The 21,116-nt window shown below is 69.2% G+C and carries 24 protein-coding genes; 13 read left to right on the top strand and 11 right to left on the bottom strand.

Annotated elements, in window-relative coordinates; all coding sequences use genetic code 11:
• Positions 1-6: 6 nt before the first annotated feature.
• Entirely contained in the window at positions 7-2,418 is a 2,412-nt protein-coding gene (locus tag J7E91_RS08095; RefSeq protein ID WP_214900290.1) for a cation-translocating P-type ATPase, read from the bottom strand.
• Positions 2,419-2,585: 167 nt separating this feature from the next.
• Complete coding sequence (locus J7E91_RS08090) at positions 2,586-2,891, bottom strand: DUF2530 domain-containing protein (RefSeq protein ID WP_214900289.1); 306 nt, start codon at positions 2,889-2,891, stop codon at positions 2,586-2,588.
• Positions 2,892-3,091: 200 nt separating this feature from the next.
• Here J7E91_RS08090 and J7E91_RS08085 point away from each other — a divergent pair, with 200 nt between their 5' ends.
• Entirely contained in the window at positions 3,092-4,543 is a 1,452-nt protein-coding gene (locus tag J7E91_RS08085; protein ID WP_214900288.1) for an NCS2 family permease, read from the top strand.
• Here J7E91_RS08085 and J7E91_RS08080 read toward each other — a convergent pair.
• The gene (locus J7E91_RS08080) at positions 4,536-4,718 is read right to left on the bottom strand and encodes a toxin-antitoxin system HicB family antitoxin (protein ID WP_214900287.1); all 183 of its coding nucleotides are present in this window, start codon (positions 4,716-4,718) and stop codon (positions 4,536-4,538) included. The genes J7E91_RS08085 and J7E91_RS08080 overlap by 8 nt on opposite strands.
• A 141-nt stretch (positions 4,719-4,859) precedes the next feature.
• Here J7E91_RS08080 and J7E91_RS08075 point away from each other — a divergent pair, with 141 nt between their 5' ends.
• Positions 4,860-5,297 (top strand): MarR family winged helix-turn-helix transcriptional regulator, encoded by a 438-nt coding sequence (locus tag J7E91_RS08075; RefSeq protein ID WP_138898141.1) that lies wholly within the window; start codon positions 4,860-4,862, stop codon positions 5,295-5,297.
• 31 nt (positions 5,298-5,328) lie between these two features.
• Positions 5,329-6,717, top strand: coding sequence for an MFS transporter (locus J7E91_RS08070; RefSeq protein WP_214900285.1), 1,389 nt, complete (start codon positions 5,329-5,331; stop codon positions 6,715-6,717).
• A gap of 90 nt (positions 6,718-6,807) precedes the next feature.
• On the opposite strand, the gene J7E91_RS08065 is transcribed toward J7E91_RS08070, so the two are convergent.
• Positions 6,808-7,182, bottom strand: a complete 375-nt coding sequence (locus tag J7E91_RS08065) for a fic family toxin-antitoxin system, toxin component (protein WP_214900283.1) — start codon at positions 7,180-7,182, stop codon at positions 6,808-6,810.
• Positions 7,179-7,460, bottom strand: coding sequence for a BrnA antitoxin family protein (locus tag J7E91_RS35780; RefSeq protein ID WP_251015314.1), 282 nt, complete (start codon positions 7,458-7,460; stop codon positions 7,179-7,181). Before J7E91_RS35780 ends, J7E91_RS08065 begins: the two co-directional genes overlap by 4 nt.
• 99 nt (positions 7,461-7,559) lie before the next feature.
• Here J7E91_RS35780 and thpR point away from each other — a divergent pair, with 99 nt between their 5' ends.
• Positions 7,560-8,129, top strand: coding sequence for an RNA 2',3'-cyclic phosphodiesterase (gene thpR, locus J7E91_RS08055; RefSeq protein WP_214900281.1), 570 nt, complete (start codon positions 7,560-7,562; stop codon positions 8,127-8,129).
• 348 nt (positions 8,130-8,477) lie between these two features.
• On the opposite strand, the gene J7E91_RS08050 is transcribed toward thpR, so the two are convergent.
• Positions 8,478-9,476: an aldo/keto reductase gene (locus J7E91_RS08050; protein ID WP_214900279.1), complete on the bottom strand. Its 999-nt coding sequence runs from the start codon at positions 9,474-9,476 to the stop codon at positions 8,478-8,480.
• Positions 9,477-9,609: 133 nt separating this feature from the next.
• Here J7E91_RS08050 and J7E91_RS08045 point away from each other — a divergent pair, with 133 nt between their 5' ends.
• The gene (locus tag J7E91_RS08045) at positions 9,610-10,005 is read left to right on the top strand and encodes a nuclear transport factor 2 family protein (protein ID WP_214900277.1); all 396 of its coding nucleotides are present in this window, start codon (positions 9,610-9,612) and stop codon (positions 10,003-10,005) included.
• A gap of 227 nt (positions 10,006-10,232) precedes the next feature.
• Complete coding sequence (locus J7E91_RS08040) at positions 10,233-10,856, top strand: bifunctional 2-polyprenyl-6-hydroxyphenol methylase/3-demethylubiquinol 3-O-methyltransferase UbiG (RefSeq protein WP_214900275.1); 624 nt, start codon at positions 10,233-10,235, stop codon at positions 10,854-10,856.
• A 3-nt stretch (positions 10,857-10,859) separates the two neighbouring features.
• On the opposite strand, the gene J7E91_RS08035 is transcribed toward J7E91_RS08040, so the two are convergent.
• Together J7E91_RS08035 and J7E91_RS08030 are read right to left on the bottom strand one after the other, a co-directional pair.
• On the bottom strand, positions 10,860-11,045 hold the full coding sequence (locus J7E91_RS08035; protein WP_214900274.1) for a DUF397 domain-containing protein: 186 nt from the start codon (positions 11,043-11,045) through the stop codon (positions 10,860-10,862).
• Complete coding sequence (locus J7E91_RS08030; RefSeq protein WP_214900455.1) at positions 11,042-11,818, bottom strand: helix-turn-helix transcriptional regulator; 777 nt, start codon at positions 11,816-11,818, stop codon at positions 11,042-11,044. Before J7E91_RS08030 ends, J7E91_RS08035 begins: the two co-directional genes overlap by 4 nt.
• A 120-nt stretch (positions 11,819-11,938) precedes the next feature.
• On the opposite strand from J7E91_RS08030, the gene J7E91_RS08025 reads away from it, so the two are divergent.
• The 3 genes from J7E91_RS08025 to J7E91_RS08015 all read left to right on the top strand — a co-directional run bounded on the left by J7E91_RS08025 (position 11,939) and on the right by J7E91_RS08015 (position 15,974).
• Entirely contained in the window at positions 11,939-12,346 is a 408-nt protein-coding gene (locus J7E91_RS08025; protein WP_214900273.1) for a hypothetical protein, read from the top strand.
• Between the two features lie 97 nt (positions 12,347-12,443).
• Entirely contained in the window at positions 12,444-13,448 is a 1,005-nt protein-coding gene (locus tag J7E91_RS08020; RefSeq protein ID WP_214900272.1) for a hypothetical protein, read from the top strand.
• Between the two features lie 282 nt (positions 13,449-13,730).
• Complete coding sequence (locus tag J7E91_RS08015) at positions 13,731-15,974, top strand: VCBS repeat-containing protein (protein WP_214900271.1); 2,244 nt, start codon at positions 13,731-13,733, stop codon at positions 15,972-15,974.
• 73 nt (positions 15,975-16,047) lie between these two features.
• Here the strand turns inward: J7E91_RS08015 and J7E91_RS08010 are convergent, their stop codons facing one another.
• Entirely contained in the window at positions 16,048-16,416 is a 369-nt protein-coding gene (locus J7E91_RS08010) for a signal peptidase I (RefSeq protein WP_214900270.1), read from the bottom strand.
• An 18-nt stretch (positions 16,417-16,434) separates the two neighbouring features.
• Positions 16,435-17,325, bottom strand: coding sequence for a LysR family transcriptional regulator (locus tag J7E91_RS08005; RefSeq protein WP_214900453.1), 891 nt, complete (start codon positions 17,323-17,325; stop codon positions 16,435-16,437).
• 78 nt (positions 17,326-17,403) lie between these two features.
• Between J7E91_RS08005 and J7E91_RS08000 the strand changes: the two genes are divergently transcribed.
• Positions 17,404-18,336 carry an EamA family transporter gene (locus J7E91_RS08000; protein ID WP_214900269.1) on the top strand — a complete coding sequence of 311 codons (933 nt, stop codon included), beginning with the start codon at positions 17,404-17,406 and terminating at the stop codon, positions 18,334-18,336.
• On the top strand, positions 18,336-19,007 hold the full coding sequence (locus J7E91_RS07995; RefSeq protein WP_251015312.1) for an NAD(P)-dependent oxidoreductase: 672 nt from the start codon (positions 18,336-18,338) through the stop codon (positions 19,005-19,007). Before J7E91_RS08000 ends, J7E91_RS07995 begins: the two co-directional genes overlap by 1 nt.
• On the opposite strand, the gene J7E91_RS07990 is transcribed toward J7E91_RS07995, so the two are convergent.
• Positions 18,999-19,760, bottom strand: coding sequence for a GDSL-type esterase/lipase family protein (locus tag J7E91_RS07990; protein WP_251015311.1), 762 nt, complete (start codon positions 19,758-19,760; stop codon positions 18,999-19,001). The genes J7E91_RS07995 and J7E91_RS07990 overlap by 9 nt on opposite strands.
• On the opposite strand from J7E91_RS07990, the gene J7E91_RS07985 reads away from it, so the two are divergent.
• Together J7E91_RS07985 and J7E91_RS07980 are read left to right on the top strand one after the other, a co-directional pair.
• Positions 19,759-20,763 carry a WD40 repeat domain-containing protein gene (locus tag J7E91_RS07985; RefSeq protein WP_214900261.1) on the top strand — a complete coding sequence of 335 codons (1,005 nt, stop codon included), beginning with the start codon at positions 19,759-19,761 and terminating at the stop codon, positions 20,761-20,763. The two genes, J7E91_RS07990 and J7E91_RS07985, sit on opposite strands and share 2 nt — an antisense overlap.
• Before the next feature lie 97 nt (positions 20,764-20,860).
• On the top strand, positions 20,861-21,052 hold the full coding sequence (locus tag J7E91_RS07980; protein WP_214900260.1) for a DUF6381 family protein: 192 nt from the start codon (positions 20,861-20,863) through the stop codon (positions 21,050-21,052).
• The last annotated feature ends 64 nt before the right edge of the window (positions 21,053-21,116 follow it).

Genomic DNA, 21,116 nt, shown 5'->3' with positions numbered 1-21,116 from the left:
ACCCCGCTAAGCGGGGAAGCGGCGGCCGACCCAGCGCCACACCAGCTCCAGGGCGGCCGCCGCCACCGCCGAGATGCCAACCGCCGCCCACGGCATCGTCGTACCGACCAGCCGCAGCGCGAAGAAGTCCTGCAGCCACGGCACCACCAGCACGACCACGAAGCCGAGACCCATCGCGGCCACCAGGCCGACGCGCCACCAGGTGTACGGGCGGGCGACGATCGCCAGCACCCAGATCGACACCAGGAAGAGCGTCAGCGTCGCCACGCTCGTCTCGGCGGGCAGGGCGTCCGGGCCGGAGTAGTGGGTGCGGGCGAGCAGGTACGTACAGAAGGTCGCGGACGCGGCGATGATGCCGCCGGGGATCGAGTACCGCATCACCCTGCCTACGAAGTTCGGCTGGGCCCGCTCCTTGTTCGGCGCCAGCGCCAGGAAGAACGCCGGGACGCCGATCGTCAGCGTCGACAGCAGCGTCAAGTGCCGCGGCAGGAACGGGTACTCGACCTGCGAGCAGACCACCAGGATCGCCAGCAGCACCGAGTAGACCGTCTTCGTCAGGAAGAGCGTCGCGACCCGCGTGATGTTGCCGATGACCCGGCGCCCCTCGGCCACCACCGAAGGCAGCGTCGCGAAGCTGTTGTTGAGCAGCACGATCTGCGCGACCGCCCGCGTGGCCTCCGACCCCGAGCCCATCGCGACCCCGATGTCGGCGTCCTTGAGCGCGAGTACGTCGTTGACGCCGTCGCCCGTCATCGCGACCGTGTGGCCCTTCGACTGGAGCGCCGCCACCATCTCGCGCTTCTGCTGCGGGGTGACCCGGCCGAAGACGGCGTTCTCGTCGAGCGCCTGGGCCATCTCCTTCCGCTCGTCCGGCAGCGTGCGCGCGTCCACGGCGTTCGCGGCCCCCGGCATGTCGAGCTTGGCCGCCACCGCGCCCACGGACACCGCGTTGTCCCCCGAGATGACCTTCGTGGCGACGTCCTGATCGGCGAAGTACCGGAGGGTGTCGGACGCGTCGGGGCGCAGCCGCTGCTCCAGGACGACCAGGGCCGCCGCGTCCGAACCGTCCTTGACCCGCGGGTCGTCGAGCGCTCCTGCGACGCGGGTGAGCAGCAGCACACGCAGTCCCTGCTGGTTGAGCAGGTCGATCTCGTCGAGGTACGGATCACCCTTCGGCAGCAGTACATCGGGTGCGCCGAGCAGCCACGAGCTGCTGCGGCCGTCGCCCTCGGTGAAGCTCGCCCCGCTGTACTTGCGGGCGGAGGAGAAGGGCAGCGACTGCGTACAGCGCCAGGAGTCGGTGTCCGGGTAGGCGTTCTTGATCGCCTGCAGGCTGGCGTTCGGCCGCGGGTCGGACTCGCCCAGCGCGCCGAGCACGGTGTGTACGTACGCCTCCCGCGCCCCCGCCCCGTTCAGCGTCCGTACCTCCGTGACGTCCATGCCGCCCTCGGTGAGCGTCCCCGTCTTGTCGAGGCAGACGACGTCGACCCGTGCGAGGCCCTCGATCGCGGGCAGCTCCTGGACGAGGCACTGCTTGCGGCCGAGCCTGATCACGCCCACCGCGAAGGCGACCGAGGTGAGCAGCACCAGGCCCTCGGGGATCATCGGGACGATGCCGCCGACGGTGCGCGCGATCGAGTTCTTGAGCTCGTTCTCCTTGACGACGAGCTGGCTGATGATCAGCCCGATCGAGGTCGGAACCATCAGCCAGGTGACGAACTTGAGGATCTGGTTGATGCCGCTGCGCAGCTCGGAGTGGACGAGCGTGAAGCGGGACGCCTCCTCGGCGAGCTGGGTGGCGTACGCCTCGCGGCCGACCTTGGTGGCGGTGAACGCGCCGCCGCCCGCGACGACGAAGCTGCCGGACATCACCTGGTCGCCGGGCTGCTTGAGCACCGGGTCGGCCTCGCCCGTCAGGAGCGACTCGTCGACCTCCAGGCCGTCGGTCTCGACTACCTCGCCGTCGACGACGGCCTTGTCACCGGGCCCGAGTTCCACCAGGTCACCGAGGACGATCTCGGAGGTGGACACCTCGGCGGAGACCCCGTCGCGGCGGACCCTCGGCCTGGCCTCGCCGATGACGGCGAGGCTGTCGAGGGTCTTCTTGGCGCGCAGTTCCTGGACGATGCCGATGGCGGTGTTGGCGACGATGACGAAGCCGAAGAGGCTGTCCTGGATCGGCGCGACGAAGAGCATGATCACCCACAGCACGCCGATGATCGCGTTGAAGCGGGTGAAGACGTTGGACCGGACGATCTCGGTGGCGGAGCGCGAGCTGCGCACCGGTACGTCGTTGATCTCGCCGCGGGCGACCCGCTCGGCCACTTCGGCCGCGGTGAGCCCGGTGGGCCTCGGCCCGGCGACGGCCCCGTCCGTGGCGTCCGGGTCGTCTGTGTCGATCTCTGCCCGCTGCGTCATGGTTCCGACGGTACGACCCGATGTGCTGCTCGACCCGTCGAGTGGCGGAAGATCGGACCGGGGGATGACGGCGGAGCGGCGGGGATGGGCCCTGGGTCGTACGGCGCCCCGCCCCTGGCTTCAGGGCCGGGGACAGGGCAGGGGCAGGGTCGGGGTCGGGATCGGGATCAGGGTGTGTCGCGCCGGGCGTCCGCCGCGTCCGCCGCGTCCGCCGACTTCGCGGCTTCCGCCGCCTTCGCGCGCTTGATCGCCGCGTCGCGCCCGCGCACGTACCAAATGCCGATCAGTCCGAGACCGGCGCCGGCCAGGCAGGTCCACACCCACCACGCCCAGCCGCGGTCGTCGAACCAGCCGTAGAAGGGGAGCTGCACCAGGAAGAGGGCGAACCAGAGGATCGTGCCGCCGACGATGGTGGCGACGACGGGCCCCTCAAGGGGCTCGGGTGCCTCGTGCTTGGGGGTCCACTTCGCCATGGGGACAGTGTAGGCGGCACATACGTGAGCGCGGCGAGGTCAGGCGCCCCAAGGGTCTACGCGCGGAGATAGCGATCTTTCCCTTATGTATTCATACTGAAACGGCTTTGGTCTGACTGGTTTTGTTCGTCTGAACATCCAGGGTCGACCGTTTCCAGTTCACTCCCTTGGCTCCCCCCTTCTTCCGCATGAGGTCACGCATGTCTCCCTCGGCCACGGCTCCGGTCGACGCCAAGCAGCCGCCGTCTCCCCCGGAGCCGCGGAACGGTCTCGACCGCTTCTTCCGGATCTCCGAGCGGGGCTCCACCGTCGCGCGGGAGATCCGGGGCGGTCTCGCCACCTTCTTCGCGATGGCCTACATCATCGTGCTGAACCCGATCATCCTCGGCAGCGCCAAGGACATGTACGGGCACCAGCTCGACGGCGGCCAGCTCGTCACCGCCACCGTGCTGACCGCCGCGTTCTCCACGCTGCTGATGGGCGTCATCGGCAACGTGCCGATCGCGCTCGCCGCCGGCCTCGGCGTCAACACCGTCGTCGCGCTCCAGCTCGCGCCCCGCATGAGCTGGGCCGACGCGATGGGCATGGTCGTACTCGCCGGATTCGTCGTGATGCTGCTGGTCGCGACCGGCCTGCGCGAGCGCGTGATGAGCGCGGTGCCGATCAGCCTGCGCAAGGGCATCGCCATCGGCATCGGTCTCTTCATCATGCTGATCGGCCTGGTCGACTCGGGCTTCGTCTCCCGCATCCCGGACGCCGCGCACACCACCGTCCCGCTCCAGCTCGGCGCCGACGGCCACCTCAACGGCTGGCCGGTGCTGGTCTTCGTCCTCGGCGTACTGCTGACGCTCGCGCTGATCGTCCGCAAGGTGCCCGGCGCGATCCTCATCTCGATCGTCGTGATGACCGTGGTCTCCGTCGTCATCAACGCCGTCGCCGACATCCCGTCCTGGGGCCTGACGACGCCCGAGTGGCCCGGAAACCCGGTGGCCTCGCCCGACTTCGGTCTGGTCGGCCAGGTCAGCCTGTTCGGCGGCTTCGAGAAGGTCGGCCTGCTGACCGGCGTCCTCTTCGTCTTCACCGTGCTGCTGTCCTGCTTCTTCGACGCGATGGGCACGATCCTCGGCGTCAGCGACGAGGCCAAGTTGCTGGACGAGAAGGGCAACCTCCCCGGCGTCAACAAGGTGCTGCTCATCGACGGCATCGCCGTCGCCGCCGGCGGCGCCAGCTCCAGCTCCGCCACCACCTGCTTCGTGGAGTCCACCGCCGGTGTCGGCGAGGGCGCGCGCACGGGCCTGGCGAACGTCGTCACCGGCGGTCTCTTCGCCGTGGGGCTGTTCCTGACGCCGCTGGTCACCATGGTGCCGTCGCAGGCCGCCACGCCGGCCCTGCTCGCGGTCGGCTTCCTGATCCTGTCGGGCTCCATCAAGGACATCGACTGGAGCGACTACACGCTCGCGATCCCGGCGTTCCTGACGATGGTGATGATGCCGTTCACGTACTCGATCACGAACGGCATCGGCATCGGCTTCGTCGCCTTCTGCGTGCTGCGACTGGCGGCGGGGCGCGGGCGTGAGGTGCCGGTGGCGATGTACGCGGTGTCGGCGGTCTTCGCCTTCTACTACCTGATGCCGGCGCTGCAACTCACGTAAGGCCGTAGAACTTCTCTGTCTCGTCGACCGCCGTCTTGAAGCGTTCGTCGAAGTCGTCGCGAATGAGCGTCCGGACCACATAGTCCTGGACGCTCATTCCGCGTTTGGCGGCACGGTCCCGGAGACGGTCGTGCAGTTCCCCGTCTATCCGCAGGCTGAGCACTGTCGATCCCATGGGGGACAGGGTTACGTTCCCGCCCCCGGCGGTGCGTCACTTTCCGCAGCGGGCTCACTCGTACGGGTGATGTTGGAGTGATGCTGGGTGATGTTGCCAATCGACTGGTCTTTAGTGTGGGTAATGAGTTAGGCTAAGTACATGCCTGACCTGTCGCACGACGGCAACGCTGCCGCCGTGAACTCCCTGCGCTCGGCCGTCATGCGGCTGGGCCGGCGCCTGAAGCATCAGCGCGTCGACGAATCGCTGAGCCCCACCGAGATGTCGGTGCTCGGCACCCTCGCCCGCTGCGGCTCGGCCACCCCCGGTGAGCTGGCCCGCAAGGAGCATGTGCAGCCGCCCTCGATGACCCGCATCGTGGCGCTGCTCGAAGCCAAGGGACTGGTCAGGCTGGAGCCGCATCCCGACGACCGCCGGCAGAAGGTGGTCAGCCAGACCGAGACCGCAGAGGCGATGCTCGAAGAGAGCCGCCGCAAGCGGAACGCCTGGCTGGCCGGCCTCGCCGAAGGTCTGGACGAGGACGAATGGGCGAAGCTGCGCGCTGCCGCCCCCGTCCTGGAGAAGCTCGCACACCTCTGACCCCGCGCGCCGCCAAGGAGGCGAACCCACTTTGAGTACGGGATCCGGAGCAGACTCCGCCCCCGCACCGAACACCCACAACGAGACTCTTACCAAAGAACACAAAGGGACGACGGGCATGTTCTCGTCCCTGAAGATCCGCAACTACCGGCTCTTCGCCACCGGCGCCGTCGTATCCAACACCGGTACGTGGATGTCGCGCATCACCCAGGACTGGCTGGTCCTCGACCTCACCGGGTCGGCGGCGGCCGTCGGTATCACCACGGCCCTCCAGTTCCTGCCGATGCTGCTCTTCGGCCTGTACGGCGGTGTCATCGCCGACCGGTACCCGAAGCGGACGCTTCTGCTCTTCAGCCAGGCCGCCCTCGGTCTGTGCGGAGTGGCGCTCGCCGCCCTCACGCTCTCCGGCCACATCCAGGTCTGGCACGTCTACCTGATCGCGTTCCTGCTCGGCATGGTCACGGTCGTCGACAACCCGGCCCGGCAGTCGTTCGTGTCCGAGATGGTCGGACCCGACCAGTTGCGCAACGCCGTCAGCCTCAACTCGGCGAACTTCCAGTCGGCCCGCCTGATCGGCCCCGCCGTCGCGGGTGTGCTGATCACGACGGTCGGCAGCGGCTGGGCGTTCATGCTCAACGGCCTGTCCTTCCTCGCCCCGCTCGCCGGTCTGCTGATGATGCGCCAGAGCGAGATGCACAAGGTGGAGCGGGCGCCGCGTGGCAAGGGCCAGCTCAGGGAAGGCCTGCGTTACGTCTCGGGCCGTCCCGAGCTGATCTGGCCGATCGTCCTCGTCGGATTCGTCGGCACGTTCGGCTTCAACTTCCCGATCTGGCTGAGCGCCTTCGCCGACGGCGTCTTCCACGGCGGAGCCGGGCTGTACTCCTTCTTCAACATCCTGATGGCGGCCGGCTCGCTGGCCGGCGCACTGCTGTCCGCCCGCCGCCGCTCCTCGCGGCTGCGGATGCTGGTGGCCGCCGCGATGGCCTTCGGCCTGCTCCAGATCACGGCGTCGTTCTCGCCCGCCCTGTGGCTGTTCGCGCTGCTGCTGGTGCCCATCGGCATGCTCGGCCTGACGGTCAACATCACCGCCAATACGAGCGTCCAGATGGCGACCGACCCCGCGATGCGGGGCCGCGTGATGAGCCTCTACATGATGGTCTTCGCGGGCGGTACGCCGGTGGGCGCGCCCATCCTCGGCTGGGTCACCGACACCTACGGCGCGCGCGTCGGCTTCGCGACGGGCGGTGTGATCTCGCTGCTGGCGGGCATCGGCGTAGCCGTCGTACTGGCGCGCCTCGGGGGTCTGCGCCTGAAGCTGGACCTGCGCCGGGGACGGCAGCATGTGGCGTTCGTACCGAAGGCCCTGAAGGCCCCGAAAGAGGGCGCCGTACGCCCGAAGGAACTGACGACGGTGGCGTGACGCGGCCACCTGACGGCGACGGCCCCGGACACAGGAGTGTCCGGGGCCGTGTGATGTTCTGGGGGGCTGCTTGTTGCTGGTTATTGCTGGTTATTGCTGGGCCCAGCGGTCCAGATGCTTGGCGAGTACGCGCACGCCTTCGGCCCCCGGCTGGAGTGTGGCCAGGACTTCCCGCAGCTGCTCCTGCTTGGGGCGCAGCCGGAAGCCGTTGGCCGCCATGAAGGACCGTGCCGCGCCGAACGCCAAGGTCTTGTTCTCGTGCTCAAGGGGCTGGAGCAGGGCGATCGTCTGCATCAGAGCCGCCGCCTTGAGGTGCACGGATTGGTACACCTCGTAGCCGAATGCCTCGGCCCGGGTGCGGGCGCAGGCGGCGATCAGGGAGCCGAGGTCGTCGGGCTGGGGATCGCCGTGAAGCTCCTCGGCCGCCCAGAGGAGATCGGTGAGGTCCAGATGGTTCGTCGTCATGCGGCAACGGACTCCGTACTGGGCGGGGCGTCGGTGTCGGCGTCGTCTGTGTGCTGCGCCGCCGCCTCCACCCTGTCGGCCGCGTCGGCCTCCGCGAGTACGTCGCCGTACAGCTCCATCGTTTCGCGGAACGCCGCCTTGAAGCGCTCCACGAACTCGTCGCGCTGGAGCGTCGTGACGACGTACTCCTGGACCGTCATGTCACGAGCCGCCGCCCGCTCCTTGATCGACTCAAGGGAGTCGCTGTCTATCCGCACGCTGAGCATCCTGGTAGCCATGCCGCCATGTTTGCATGGTGTCTGCGCAGGTGAAAGTGGAAGTGCACGTTCGGGTGGGAGGCGACCGCAGTCGATCACCGAGTGCCGGAAACTGTTCGTATGAGACTCTTCGCCGCCGTATTGCCCCCCGCCCAGGCCATCGACGAACTCGCCGTCGCCGTCGAGCGGCTGCACACCCTCCCCGGCAGTGGCGGCCTGCGCTGGACGGGCCACGACGGCTGGCACTTCACGCTCGCCTTCCTCGGAGAGGTGGACGAGGAGATCCTCCCCGTCATCGAGGAACGCTTCGGCCGCGCCGCCGCCCGCCAGGACCCCTTCCCCCTCCGCATCCACGGCGGCGGCCACTTCGGCCGGCGCGCGCTGTGGGTCGGGGCGGCAGGCGGCATCGACGCGATGCGGCTGCTCGCGGACCGCGCGGACGCGGCGGCGCGGCGGGCCGGGGTGGCGATGGAGGAGCACCGGGCGTACAAGGCGCACCTGACGATCGCCCGGAGCCGCACCGGCTTCGACACGGACCTTCGGCCGTACGTCGAGGCGCTCGCCCACTTCGAGGGCACGGCCTGGACTGTGGGTGAGCTTGCTCTCGTACGCAGCAACCCGCCGGTCCCCGGCGTGCCGGGCGCACAGCCCCGGTACGAGCCGGTGAGGGTCTGGCCGCTGGGGCGCTGAGGGGGCGAGAGCGGGGGCAGGGCAGGGGGGCAGGGAGGTGCGCTGCCCTGGGCGGTTACGCTCGATGCGTGGACCCGAAAAGCAGAAACCGGATCATGGCCGGTGTACTCGTGCTGTTGCTCGTCGTCGTCGCCGTGGCGGCCGCGGTCGGCGCGTGACGGGCTGACGGGCTGACGGGGCGGCGGGGGGCCGCCGACCCGGCTGGTCGGCTGACTGGCGGCGGGGGCTGCCAACCCGGCCCCGGCTGGTCGCCTTGGCGGCCGAGGCCACCAAGGCGACGTACTGCCCGACGTAGGGCGCCGATGCTCAACGCCCGACGCCCGGCGTCCGGCCCGGCGTCCGGCGTACCTACCAGGCGAAGGCTTCAGGAGACGGCCCCGGCCCCGGGAAGATCTCCTCCAGCGACGCCAGCACCTCCTCCGTCAGCTCCAGCTCCACCGCGCGCAGCGCCGACTCCAGCTGCTCCGCCGTACGCGGCCCCACAATCGGCCCCGTGACCCCCGGCCGCGTGAGCAGCCAGGCGAGGGCCGCCTCGCCGGGCTCCAGCCCGTGCTTGTCCAGCAGGTCCTCGTACGCCTGCACCTGCGCGCGCACGGTCGTGTTCGCGAGCGCGTCCGCCGACCGCCCGGACGAGGAGCGGGCCGCCCCGCCCTCGCGCTCCTTGCGCAGTACGCCGCCGAGCAGCCCGCCGTGCAGCGGCGACCACGGGATGACCCCGAGCCCGTACTCCTGGGAGGCCGGGATCACCTCCATCTCGGCGCGTCGTTCGGCGAGGTTGTAAAGGCACTGCTCGCTCACCAGCTCGTACGACCCGAGCCGCCGCGCGGTCTCGTTGGCGCGCGCGATGTGCCAGCCGGCGAAGTTCGACGACCCGGCGTACAGGATCTTGCCCTGCTGGACGAGTACGTCCACGGCCTGCCAGATCTCCTCGAACGGCGTGTGCCGGTCGACGTGGTGGAACTGGTAGAGGTCGATGTAGTCGGTCTTCAGCCGCCTGAGGCTGGCCTCGACGGACCGGCGGATGTTGAGGGCGGAGAGGCGGTCGTGGTTCGGCCAGGGAGGCGTGTCGTCGAGCGACATGTTGGCGTACACCTTGGTGGCGAGGACGGTCTTGTCCCGCCGGTCGCCGCCCTTCGCGAACCAGGAGCCGATGATCTCCTCGGTACGCCCCTTGTTGGCGCCCCAACCGTAGGCATTGGCGGTGTCGAAGAAGTTGACGCCGGCCCCGAGAGCGGCGTCCATGATGCTGTGGCTGTCGGCCTCGCTCGTCTGGGGCCCGAAGTTCATCGTGCCGAGGACGAGGCGGCTGACCTTGAGTCCCGTGCGTCCGAGTTGCGTGTACTTCATGGTTGCCAAGCCAACGCCTTCGAGCGCGCTCGAAGCAAGGGGACGTGCGCGGAAGTCGCCTCGGAATAAAGCGGTTTGAGGCGGTGCTGGCCCCGGCAGATGGCACTGGCCGATTGAAAGGTGTGAGCGCGCGATGAGTGATACCCGTTCAGTGGTTGAGGAGCTGTACCGCCGGATAGGCGAGGGCGAGCGTGAATCGCTTGGTGAACTCTTCGCGGAGAAGCTGGAGTGGGACATCTACGGCGCGGAGACCGTGCCGTGGGCCGGGCCGCGCGGCACGCGGGAAGAAGCCGTGGAGTTCTTCCGGTCGCTGCCGGACCACCTGCGGGCGGATAAGTTCGCCGTGGAACGCATCCTCGTCGACGGCGAACACGCGGTGGCACTCGGGCACATGAGGCACACCGTGCTGGCGACGGGCAAGGTCTTCGACTCGCCGTTCGCTTTCCACATCAAGGTCGAGGGCGGCCTGATCACGCGCTACATCACGTTCGAGGACAGCTTGGCGCTGGCGCGGGCGTTCGAGAGCTAGGCCGCCCGGAAACCGGGGCCGGCGCGGGTGGAATCGCCCCCGTGAAGGCCCTTGGCAGGGGCGGGGCGGTGACGGCGGCCCCACCTGCGGGTGGGGGGCCTTTCCCGTCCCGGTCCTAGCCCTTCAGGCGGCCGCCCACGCCGTCCTCCCGTGCGGCCTGACCTGGGCTTTTGTGTTCCGCAGGCCTACGATTTCCCCATCGTGAATCGGGAGAGGGGACCGACCGCATGGACCGGAACATACGCACGGTGGACGATGTGCTGAAGCTCCTCGACGGCCTGTTCGCGCGGGATGCCGACCGCTGGACGGCAGACGCCGCTGAGTGGTGGGACGGCTTCTACGCGGACCGGGACAAGCCGGTGCCGTTCTTCGTGGCGAAGCCGGACGAGAACCTGGTCTCGTACGCCGAGCGAGGCCTGATCACTCCGGGCCGCGCCCTCGACCTGGGCTGCGGCCCGGGCCGCAACGCGCTCCACCTCGCCTCGCTGGGCTGGGAAGTGGACGCGGTCGACCTGTCCCCGCAAGCCATCGCCTGGGCCGAGGAGCGGGCGCGGGAGGCGGGGGCGGAGGGTGCCGGGGTCCGGTTCCACTGCGCCGACGCCTTCGCCCTCACCTGCTTCGCGGCGGGCGAGCAGAGCATGGGCTCCGAGGTCTCCGACCCGGACCTGTACCGCGAGTCCCGGCTCCATGGCGGTCTCGCCTACACGCCGGAGTCGCTGCGGTGGATCTTCTCCGACGGCCTGACGGAGATCGAGCTGCGCCGCATGCACGACGAACCGCCCGAGTCCCCGGCCTTCGGCGAAGCCTTCCTCTGGGCCGGCCTGTTCCGCCGCGACGCTGAGATCCAGTAAGGATCAGCGGTCGTTGCGGTACGCCGCGACGAACGCCGACCAGGTGGTGGGGGAGAGGGTGAGGGCGGGGCGGGTGGTGTCTTTGGAGTCGCGGATGTGGATGGTGCGGGGGGAGGTGGCTACCTCGACGCAGTCGCCGCCCTGGCTGCCGCTGTAGCTGCTCTTGAACCAGTTGAGGTCGGTGCTCATAGTGCGTCTGCCACCTGTTCGATCAACTTCGCGGACTCTTCGGGGCTGAGAGCCTGAGCTCGCAGAATGCCATACTTTCCGAACAGGTCTCCTAGGGCGGGCTGTTCGCTCACGAAGTAACCTCCGCTCTGTCCTTCGACGTAGCCGAGCTGACGGCGTTCCGCTGTTTCCAGCAGAATCATGGGGCCGTCGAGTCCCGCGTGAGCTTCGCGGTCCGCAGGCATCACCTGGATTTCCACGTTGCGCTGTCGCGTCGTATCAAGCAAGTGGTGCAGCTGCTGTTTGAGGACTTCGCGGCCGCCCACTGGGCGAGTGAGGGCGATCAGTTCCAAGACGAAGCTGATGGCGGGTGCAGGCTTGCGCTGAAGAAGGTTCTGGCGCTCCAGCCGTGTTGCCACACGGCCCTCGACCTCCTCGTCGTCCAGTGGCGGATAGTGGCAGTTGAAGACGGCGCGAGCGTAGTCCTCGGTCTGGAGAAGTCCAGGCACGACGTGGTTTTCGTAGGAATGGCGGGCCACTGCCCTTGCTTCTTCGTCAGCGAGCGCTGCGAACCAGGACGGCAAGTGATTGACCTTGAGTTCCCTGGCCGCTGCCAAGAGTGCACCTTGTGCACCCAGCGTCTCGTCCGCGTTGGGAGCGAACGTGTCCTTCGGCGGGCGTTCTCCCCTTTCCACCATGGCCACCTGGGACTTCGAGAAGCCGATGCGGCGGCTTAGCGCCTCCTGGGAGATGCCTGCGCGCTCTCGGTAGAAGCGCAGCAACGAGCCGAACATTTTCGTGTTGCCGGAGCCTCGTTCACTCGTGTGCACAAAGTCCTCCCCGGAGTGCACAGACCTGCACAGTCGTCCTGTGGTGCTGGTCACAGTCAACCTCCGCGCGCCATCGTCTGTTTCATGAACAGAGAAACTGCGCCCTCATGGGTGCCCGCCTCCGGGCATGCCCTGCGACATGCCGGTATTCACTTCGACGCGGTCCGGATCGAGGGGATTCTGGGGGAGCAGGCGGCGTACGAACTGCTTCAGTTCACGGACTTCCAAGCCGGTCCGATCGTCCGTGAGGACACCGGCGCGCGGAGCGTCTACTTCCTGTTGCCACCGCAAACCGCCGCCGCGTACCGGTGGCCGGCGGGCGTTCGCGCGCTGAGCCGTGACGCGGGGTGCGCGGCGTACGTCGGCGTACCGGCGCTGGAGGGCGCGACCTGGCCGCTGCGGTGGCAGTCGCGGCCGACGGTGGAAGTGCCGTACGTGGACGGCGGGTTGCTGCACGAAATGGTGGGGAGAGCGGTCCGTGCTGTACGGTAACCGCGTCATCACACTCCGTTAAGGCGGAGCGGTCCCCGGCGGTGCTAGCAACACCGGCCGAGGACCTACACACCGACTGGATCAGAGGTCCAACGGGATGCTTCGGCATGCTATCGCGCCCTCGCGCGATTATCTGAAGGCTCCGCACGCGATCGTGCGGCATTCACGCCTCAACAACGACGCGAAGATGCTCCTGCTGTACGTACTCGGGCTGCCCGACAGCAGGTGCGACAAGCCCCTCGGCGAGCACGCCGCCAGGCTGGGGATCAAGCCACGGGCGTACCAGAAGGCCAAGGCGCTGCTGGTCGAGTGCGGGTTTCTGCGGGAAGACAAGCGGCAGAACGAGCGCGGGCGTTGGGTTACCGAGCAGGTGGTGACCAACAACGTTGCCGTGTCACCGAGTGTGCGTTTTCCGGCGGTCGGTGATTCGACCGATCGGGTGGTCGGCGGCTCCCCTACGGAGGATGAAGAACAGGAGAAGAAGAACACTCCCCACCCCCCACCCGAACCCGAACCAGAACCCGAACCGTTCACGGCTCGGGCAGGCGAAGGCGAAGTCCCGTACGTACCTCCTGCCGGGCGCGCGGACGAACCGCCTGGCGAGCTGCCGGACAACCTGCGTGGTGAATTCGCCGAGGCAGAACGCGTGTTGCTGTCGTTGCGTCGCCTCGACCGGAACCTGCACCTGGGCGTACGGGAGGCGCGGGGGCTGGTGGAGATGGCGGGCGAGTGGCTGCGGCGTGGGGTTTCGCCTGGGGAACTGCGGCGGGCGCTGAGTACGGGGCTGCCGGTGAACGGGGTGAGGTCGGCGGTCGGCTTCCTGCGGCATCGGCTGGTGCAGAAGATGCCGGAGGTGCCGCCTGTTGCCCGCCCACGCGACACGGCCGGGCTCCCGCCGGATCGCGTCCGGAGCGAGTTGGTGCTGTGCGCGGGGCCGGGCGATGACCACGCGTTCAGACCGGTGGCGGGCGAGACGGAGTGCGGCGAGTGCCGCAGGGCGTCGGCCAGAGCGGCAGCGGGCTACGAGCTCCGGCCGCGTACCGAGACCGTACGCGCACCATGGCGGGAACGGGTCGCGGCGACCGGGGCTGGTACGGCGTGAGGCGGGAGCGACGCTCGCGGGAGCCCGCTTGGGGCGGATCAGCAGCCGGGGGCGGAATCCGGGCCGGGATGACACGAACCCCGCACAAGACGAATCCGCACACCGGCTTTGCCCCACTAGTGCCGCATTTGTGCAACCTCGGCGGCGTCACGTGCTGAGTTAGTCGCACGACGAGCCCAGAGAAAACAAGAGCAACTCGTACAACCACCTCCCCTCATCGCAGGTCTGATCGAGCGGTACGCACCGATGGGCGCACCGCTCAGCTCCTCAGGAGGGACTTCCTTGGCTTCCGCACGCACCACCCGACGCCGTCTCGGCGCCTCTGTCGCCACCGTTCTCGCTGTGACGGTCGGTGCCGGGGTCCTGGCCTCGCCCGGGGCCGTGGCCGTTCCCGTGGCCGCCGCGCAAGCCGGGGCCACCGCCGCCGTCACCGGGGCGAACCTGCCGCTCGACGCCGAGATCGTCAGCACGGGCGACGCCGGCTACCTCACGTCCCGGAAGGACGACGTCGGCAACCCGGTCCTGGAGTGGCACAAGTACGCCGACGGCTCGGTGCTGCCGATCAACACGGGCACCGTGGGTCACGGCAGCAACTCCGACATCGTCGTGACCAGCGACGGCGGCACCACGGTCTACCTGCGGGACATGGGGGAAGGCGGCACCCTGTCCGCGTCCTTCGACCTTGAGGCCGAGTTCAAGCCCGGCGCGAAGCTCGTCGGCGTGGTCGGCGCGAACCTCTTCGTGAGGGTTCCGACGGGCAACCAGGACTACCACGAGCTGTGGCAGCTCACCCCGGTCGACGGCCTCGCCAGGAAGACGCTGCGCTCGGGCGGCCCCTACGGCCTCGACTTCAAGGTCATCGCCTCCACGAGCGACGCCATGCTCGTCCTCAGCAGCAACCGGGTGTTCCCGAGCCCGGCGACCCGCCAGACCGAGTACTGGATGACGCGCAGGAACGTCAACCCCGACTCGGCCGTCAAGGAGGGCAGCAGCGCGTACACCGCCCCGTGGACCCACGCCTCGACGGGCGCCTACAGCGCCGATTACGAGTCCTGGGTCGAGTACCGGAGCGGGGTCACCACACTCCGCGTGGAGGGGCAGTACGTCCACCGGACGTACGCCATGGACAGCTCCATGAGCGGTGCCGTCATCGCCGGCATCACGTGGGACACGCTGCTCTACGGTGTCCCGGGCAAGGCGGCGGCCGCCGGCGAGGCGCCGAGCACGCTGTACGCCCGGAACGTCAAGAGCTCCACCGCCGCGCCGTACAAGCTCCTGGAGCACTTCTCCAGCGTGGCCCAGGCGCCGGACGGCGGCCTGCTCGTGCGCGGCGCCACGGCCGACGCCGACGGGCTGTTCCGGATCTGGCCGGGGGACGACGGCCGCCCGACCGCCACGCTGGTGGCGGACACGGGCCGGGTCATGGACGTCCGGGTGACCGGGTCGCAGGTGCCCACCGCGGTGAGCCTGGAGAAGCCGGGCACCACGGTCCCGATGGAGTGGACCCTGTCGCGCGCCAACGCCACCGTGGACGTCACGCTCACGCACACGGCCACCGGCAGGAAGCTCACCAAGCGCCTGTCCCAGCCGGTCTCCGACAGCCGCTTCGCCTTCGTCTGGGACGGCGTCCTGGACGGCATCAGCGCCCCGAACGGCGCGTACACCTGGCAGATCACCGCCACCCCGACCGACGGCGGAGGCCCGGCGACCACCTCGGGAAGCTTCACGGTCTCGCGCCAGGCCAACCCGCACGACTTCAACGACAACGGCTCGACGGACGTCCTCGCGCGGGACGTCTCGGGTGTGCTGTGGCGGGACGACCTGTTCGACTGGCCGTCGGGCAGCCAGGTCACCACCGCCAAGCGGACGAAGGTCGGTACCGGTTGGCAGATCTACAACCAGATCGAGGCCGCGGGGAACCTCGCCGGCGTCCCGGCGGGCGACCTCGTCGCCCGCGACACCTCAGGCACCCTCTGGATGTACCTGGGCAAGGGCGACGGCCCCTTCGCGACCCGCGTCAAGGTCGGCTCCGGCTGGCAGATCTACAACAAGATCACCGGTGGCAGCGACCTCAACGGCGACAAACGACCCGACCTCCTCGCCACCGACACCTCCGGCGTCCTGTGGCTCTACAAGGGCACTGGCAGCTCGTCCGCCCCTTTCGCGACCCGCGTCAAGGTCGGCTCCGGCTGGCAGATTTACAACCAGATCACCGCCGTCGGCAACATCGCGGGCAGCACGGCGGGCGACCTCGTCGCCCGCGACACCTCCGGCGTCCTGTGGCTCTACCAGGGCAACGGCACGGGCAACTTCACCGCCCGCGTCAAGGTCGGCTCCGGCTGGAACCGCTTCTCCCACCTCGTCGGCGCCGGCGACCTCACCGGCGACGGCCGCCCCGACCTGATCGGCTACGGCCGGGACGGCACGTTCGTCTACCGCTCGACCGGCTCGACGACGGCCCCGTTCAGTCGCCAGACGACCACCCTGTACTCGGGCGAGGGCACCAAGTTCAACAACATCGCCTAGAATCCGTCCGCCGTCCGCCGCGTGAGCCTTCGCGCGGCGGACGCGTGGCTGTCGGGCTTCGGACGCGGTGTCGTCATCGTGCGCCAACTGCGTAGCCGGGCACGGACGGCCACCGGACCGTCAGTACTACCGACTCTTCTTCCGCGAACCAAGAGTGGTTGACTCCGTGACCCCAGACGACGTAGTCACCCTGTTGTGCCAACAGCACACTCCGGTCTGGTAGTTCTACGCGGAAGCGACCGCTGATGAGCAGCAGGAGAGCCGTTCGTTCTTCGCCTCTCACCCACTGCGCTCGCTCGTCACCGCGCGGGTGAACGCCCCATTTGATCTCTACAGCCTCGCTGTGGCGAGGATCTGCGGCGTCCTTGAAGTGCCCGAGCAGCCATCCCCGGTCCAGTGGCGCATCCGCGCCCGCGTTGCCCACGTACACACTGTCGTTCATGCGTCCGCACGCTAACTGTTACGCCTGGGGTCCGACCCCGAGGACGGCGAGCATCGCTCGGGTGGCTGGGGTGGGGTTGAAACGGCTCCACGCCAGGTACTCGATGCGATGCGGGCCGTCGACCACCCGGACCAGCGCCAGTGCGGGGTCGTCGGCGGCCAGCGGGCGGATGAACGCCGACGGCAGCAGCGCGATGCCGAGCCCGCGCGCGATCAGCCGGGTTATCAGCTCCGCGACGCCGACCTCGTAGGCGACGTCGCGGGCCAGGCCGGCAGCGGCGAACGCCTGATCGGACTGGGCGCGGGCGGGTGTCCCGTCCATGAAGTCCACGAACGTCTCCCCGGCGATCTCCTCCAGCGTGACCCGGAGAACGCCCGCGAGCCGGTGCCCGGCCGGCACCACCAGCACGTGCTCGTCGTGATCGAGTACGACGGTTTCCACACCGGATGGCCGCTCGCCCTCCGGCAGGCCGAGGAAGGCGATGTCCAGTTCGCCGTTACGGATCGCCGCCGCCAGTTCGTCGCTGCCTCCGGCACGGAGGATGACGTGGACGTCCGGGTGCTGGGCGCGGTACCGCTGCAGCAGCTCGGGTACGTCAACGGCAGCTGTGGTCACGATCACGCCGACGGCGAGCCGGCCGCGTACCACGCCGGTCGCGGCGGCGGCGTCGGCAACCGCGCGGTCGGCAGCGGCCAGGCACTCGCGCGCGCCGACGAGAAACGCCGCTCCGGCGCTGGTCAGCTCGACGCGGCGGCTGGACCGGGCGAACAGCTTGACCCCCAACTCCCGTTCCAGACCGGCGATCCGGTGACTGAGCGACGACTGCACCACGGAGCAACGCTCCGCAGCGCGGGTGAAGTTGCGGGTTTCGGCCACGGCGACGACGTATCGCATCTGCTGGAGGTCCACACCATCATCGTTACTGTTCATGGCTGTCATGACAACCATGCTTTGGAATCATGATGCGGGGGGCTGAGACTGCGTCACATGCAGACCTTGACCGACCGGTCACCGGGCCCGCTGCGGACCTCGTACGCGCAGCAGGTGACAACCGTCGCACTGACCGCACTCGCTCCGGCGTCCTGGGGCACCACGTACGCCGTGACCACGGAACTGCTGCCGCCCGGGCATCCGCTGTTCGCCGGGCTGATGCGCGCCTTGCCCGCCGGGCTGCTCGCGCTGGCGATCACCCGCGTGCTTCCGCGCGGGGACTGGTGGTGGAAAGCCGCCATCCTTGGTGTGCTCAACATCGGTGCCTTGTTCCCCCTGTTGTTCCTCGCGGCCGAACGACTCCCCGGCGGTGTCGCCGCCACCCTCGGCGCTACCCAGCCGCTGCTGGTCGCCGGGTTGGCCATCGTGGTGCTCCGCGACCGGCCGACGGTCTGGCGATTGACCTGGGGTGTGATCGGCGTGGCCGGCGTCGGACTCGTCGTGCTCGGGCCGGACGCCCGGCTGGATGTCGTCGGGGTGCTCGCCGGCCTCGGCGGTACGGCCACCATGGCCGGCGGGGTCGTCCTCACCAAGCGCTGGGGCCGTCCAGCGGGGGTCGGTCCACTGACCCTGGCAGGCTGGCAACTGACCGTCGGCGGCCTGCTGTTGCTCCCGCTCACCCTCGCGTTCGAGGGGGCGCCGCAGCGGATCGACGCCGGAGCTGCCGGCGGCTACCTATGGCTCGGCAGCATGGGTGGGCTGATCGCGTACACGCTGTGGTTCCGCGGGATCGGAAAGCTGCCGGTCGGCGCGTCCGCGCCGCTGGTGCTGCTGTCTCCGCTGGTCGCGACCGTCGTCGGCATCGCGCTGGGCGAGTCACTGAGCCTGCTGCAGACCCTTGGTTTCGTCCTCGCCCTGGCCGCGCTGCTCGCCGCGCAGCTCAATTTCCCGAACCAGAACCAGAACCAGATACGAGGAGAGCGGGTTTGATGAAGACAGGCATGACGATCGCCGTGCTCGGCGCGACCGGGATGGTCGGCAGCCGGGTGATCACCGAGGCCAGTGCACGCGGACACCAGGTGCTTGCCCTGTCCCGGACGCCTGCGAGTGAGAGCCCGAACGTGACGCCGATCGCGGTCGACGCGAACGACTCGTACGCCGTACGCGAGGCGCTTGCCTCGAACGGCGCCGCGGACGCCGTCGTGCTGACCGTGCGGACCGTTCCTGTCGACCAGGAGTTCTTGGTCGGCACTACCCGTACGGTGCTGGATACCGCCGCGCAGCTTGGGATTCGCGTCCTCGTGGTCGGCGGCGCCGGTGCGTTGCGCAGCCCCGACGATCATGAACTGCTGGTCGCCGACAACCCCGCGTATGTGCCCGCCGAATTTCGGACCGTCGCCGCCGCCGGGATTGCCCAGTTGCGGACCTGCCAGGGCCATGCCGGTGGCGAGTGGGCCTACCTGAGCCCACCCGCCCTGCTTGAACCCGGTGCACGAACTGGCCGTTATCGGCGCGGCAGCGACACCCTGCTCGTCGGTGTTGACGGCCGATCGTGGATCAGCGCCGAGGACCTGGCCGTCGCCGTGGTCGACGAACTCGAAAGCCCTGGCTCCGAACGCCTCTTCACGGTCGTCCACCGCGACGTACGCCCGTCAGCGTGAGCCGGTCAATGTCGCCGCGTACGGCGCTCCCAGACCCCACGCTCCGTGCATCGCGTCCGCGAAAGCCGCCGCCAGTTTGTGTTCGCCCGTCGGGCCCGGGTGCGTGCCGTCGTACGTGTCCCGGTGGATGTCGTACGTCGCGTGAGGCTCCGCCAGCAGTAGGGGGGACGCGTCAGGCGCGTCGAGGTTCGCGACCACCTTCGTCAGCAGCTCGTTGAAGCGGTCGCACTCGGCGGCGAACGGGGCGTCGGACTCCGCCCGGACGTTGGGGATGACCGGGTGGATCACCATGCGTACGCGCGGGTCGGCCGCGCGGGCCTCCGCTACGAAGCGCTCCGCGTTCTCGGCGGTCTGGGCCGCGTCCGTGTAGAAGCCGAGGTCTATCAGGCCCAGCGAGACGAGCAGCACGTCCGCCCTCGTCGACGCGACCGTCTCCCGTATCAGCGGAGCCATGTGCAGCCAGCCCTCGCCCCACCCCGACAGGTGGCGGCGGGCGTGCGCCGGAAAGGCGGGGTCGGCGTACTCGTACGACAACGGGGCGTTCGCGGTGGTGTCGTACAGCTCGGTGCGGGGGCCGACGATCTGGAAGGGGCCGCCGTACGACGCCACCAGGTGCTGCCACATGCGGTAGCGCCACGTGAAGTCGCCGGCGCGCCCGATGGTCATGGAGTCGCCGACGAACAGGAAGCGCATTGCGTCATCATCCCGGATCACCGCCGTGGCCTGCGACGTGATGATGAACACTTGGGCCATGCGCCCGCTCTCGTACCTCGTCGCCGCTGGTTCCGCCGCCGTCCTTCTCCTGCTCGCGTCCGGCACCGCCGTTGCCGACGACGGCTTCACGATCAAGGACCCGCGGATCACCGAGTCCAGCGGCCTCGCCGCCAGCCGTCTCCACCCCGGCATCTACTGGACGCACAACGACAGCGACGACGGGGCGTTCGTCTACGCCGTGGATTCCCGGAGCGGCGAGACCGTCGCGACCCTCACCATGAGGGGGGTCGGGGCGCCGCGCGATGTCGAGGCCATCTCCATCGGGCCCGACGGAAATGTGTACGTCGGCGACATCGGCGACAACCTCAACGGCAGCTGGAGCCATGTGTGGATCTACCGCTTTCCCGAGCCCAAGCAGCTCACGAACGCGACAGTCGACGCGACCCAGTTCACCGTCAAGTACGCCGACGGGCCCCGCGACGCCGAGGCGCTGATGGTGCATCCCAGGACCGGCCGCGTCTACATCGCGAGCAAGCACGAGGACGGCGGCGGGCTCTACGAAGGGCCCGCCCGGTTGTCGGCCGGCGGTACGAACGTGTTCCGGCGGGTGGGCGAAGTGCCGTGGGTGACGGACGGGGCGTTCTCGCCGGACGGGAAGGAGCTGGTACTGCGCTCCTACTTCAGCGCCCGTGCGTACGAGTGGAAGGACGGCGGGCGGCTGGGGGCCGACCGGCGGGTGGGCGCACCGTTCCAGGGGCAGGCCGAGTCGGTGACGTACACGGCTGACGGGACAGCCATGATGTTCGGCTCGGAGGGCGTCGGCAGCGACGTCCGGCGGGTGGAAGTGGAAGTGGATGGGGAGCGGGACGGTGGCGGGCAGAAGTCCCCTTCGTCCGGCGGGAGTTCGGTGGACGACGGCAAGGGGGGTGACGGCGGTGGTGATGTCGGCGGTGGTGGCGGGACGGTCACTCTGGGGCTGGTCGCGCTCGGTGGCGTGTTTGTCGCGTTCCTCGCGCTGAAGCGGCTGGTGCGGCGGCCCTAGGTGGCGACGTAACGGAGAGTGATCGTTCGGCGTGCGAGGGTGACGAAGCCCTGGTTCGCTGGAGGGGACCCGCTCTTCCTAGCGTCAAGGAGTGACGATGAGCGTTTCAGGCGAATCCAGTGGCCGTGTGCAGCAAATGCGCGAAAAGGCCCAGCAGCTGGAGCAGGCGGCGGAGCGCGCGACCGATCCGCAGGAGCGTCAGAAGCTGCAGGAGAAGGCACAGCGGCTGCGGGAGCAGAGCCGGCAGGAGGGCTCGATGGGCGGCCAGCAGGTGTTCCCGCCCGAGTAGTCGTCCCGGCTGAAGCCGGCCCGATGGCCTCCCGTTCCGCGTATGCGGACGGGGGGCCATCGGG

The sequence above is a fragment of the Streptomyces sp. ISL-99 genome, from assembly GCF_018614005.1.
Lineage (GTDB): Bacteria > Actinomycetota > Actinomycetes > Streptomycetales > Streptomycetaceae > Streptomyces > Streptomyces flavidovirens.
This window is presented reverse-complemented; position numbering and strand designations above follow the sequence as displayed.

Excerpts from the sequence above, each read along its gene's own strand:
- J7E91_RS08075 (WP_138898141.1), top strand. The coding sequence starts at position 4,860 with ATGCCTGACCTGTCGCACGACGGCAACGCTGCCGCCGTGAACTCCCTG.
- J7E91_RS08050 (WP_214900279.1), bottom strand. The coding sequence starts at position 9,476 with ATGAAGTACACGCAACTCGGACGCACGGGACTCAAGGTCAGCCGCCTC.
- J7E91_RS08045 (WP_214900277.1), top strand. The coding sequence starts at position 9,610 with ATGAGTGATACCCGTTCAGTGGTTGAGGAGCTGTACCGCCGGATAGGC.
- J7E91_RS08090 (WP_214900289.1), bottom strand. The coding sequence starts at position 2,891 with ATGGCGAAGTGGACCCCCAAGCACGAGGCACCCGAGCCCCTTGAGGGG.
- J7E91_RS08085 (WP_214900288.1), top strand. The coding sequence starts at position 3,092 with ATGTCTCCCTCGGCCACGGCTCCGGTCGACGCCAAGCAGCCGCCGTCT.
- J7E91_RS07980 (WP_214900260.1), top strand. The coding sequence starts at position 20,861 with ATGAGCGTTTCAGGCGAATCCAGTGGCCGTGTGCAGCAAATGCGCGAA.
- J7E91_RS08040 (WP_214900275.1), top strand. The coding sequence starts at position 10,233 with ATGGACCGGAACATACGCACGGTGGACGATGTGCTGAAGCTCCTCGAC.
- J7E91_RS08095 (WP_214900290.1), bottom strand. The coding sequence starts at position 2,418 with ATGACGCAGCGGGCAGAGATCGACACAGACGACCCGGACGCCACGGAC.
- J7E91_RS08030 (WP_214900455.1), bottom strand. The coding sequence starts at position 11,818 with ATGTTCGGCTCGTTGCTGCGCTTCTACCGAGAGCGCGCAGGCATCTCC.
- thpR (WP_214900281.1), top strand. The coding sequence starts at position 7,560 with ATGAGACTCTTCGCCGCCGTATTGCCCCCCGCCCAGGCCATCGACGAA.
- J7E91_RS07985 (WP_214900261.1), top strand. The coding sequence starts at position 19,759 with ATGCGCCCGCTCTCGTACCTCGTCGCCGCTGGTTCCGCCGCCGTCCTT.
- J7E91_RS08020 (WP_214900272.1), top strand. The coding sequence starts at position 12,444 with ATGCTTCGGCATGCTATCGCGCCCTCGCGCGATTATCTGAAGGCTCCG.
- J7E91_RS08025 (WP_214900273.1), top strand. The coding sequence starts at position 11,939 with ATGAACAGAGAAACTGCGCCCTCATGGGTGCCCGCCTCCGGGCATGCC.
- J7E91_RS08010 (WP_214900270.1), bottom strand. The coding sequence starts at position 16,416 with ATGAACGACAGTGTGTACGTGGGCAACGCGGGCGCGGATGCGCCACTG.
- J7E91_RS07990 (WP_251015311.1), bottom strand. The coding sequence starts at position 19,760 with ATGGCCCAAGTGTTCATCATCACGTCGCAGGCCACGGCGGTGATCCGG.
- J7E91_RS35780 (WP_251015314.1), bottom strand. The coding sequence starts at position 7,460 with ATGGCTACCAGGATGCTCAGCGTGCGGATAGACAGCGACTCCCTTGAG.
- J7E91_RS08065 (WP_214900283.1), bottom strand. The coding sequence starts at position 7,182 with ATGACGACGAACCATCTGGACCTCACCGATCTCCTCTGGGCGGCCGAG.
- J7E91_RS08080 (WP_214900287.1), bottom strand. The coding sequence starts at position 4,718 with ATGGGATCGACAGTGCTCAGCCTGCGGATAGACGGGGAACTGCACGAC.
- J7E91_RS08000 (WP_214900269.1), top strand. The coding sequence starts at position 17,404 with ATGCAGACCTTGACCGACCGGTCACCGGGCCCGCTGCGGACCTCGTAC.
- J7E91_RS07995 (WP_251015312.1), top strand. The coding sequence starts at position 18,336 with ATGAAGACAGGCATGACGATCGCCGTGCTCGGCGCGACCGGGATGGTC.
- J7E91_RS08035 (WP_214900274.1), bottom strand. The coding sequence starts at position 11,045 with ATGAGCACCGACCTCAACTGGTTCAAGAGCAGCTACAGCGGCAGCCAG.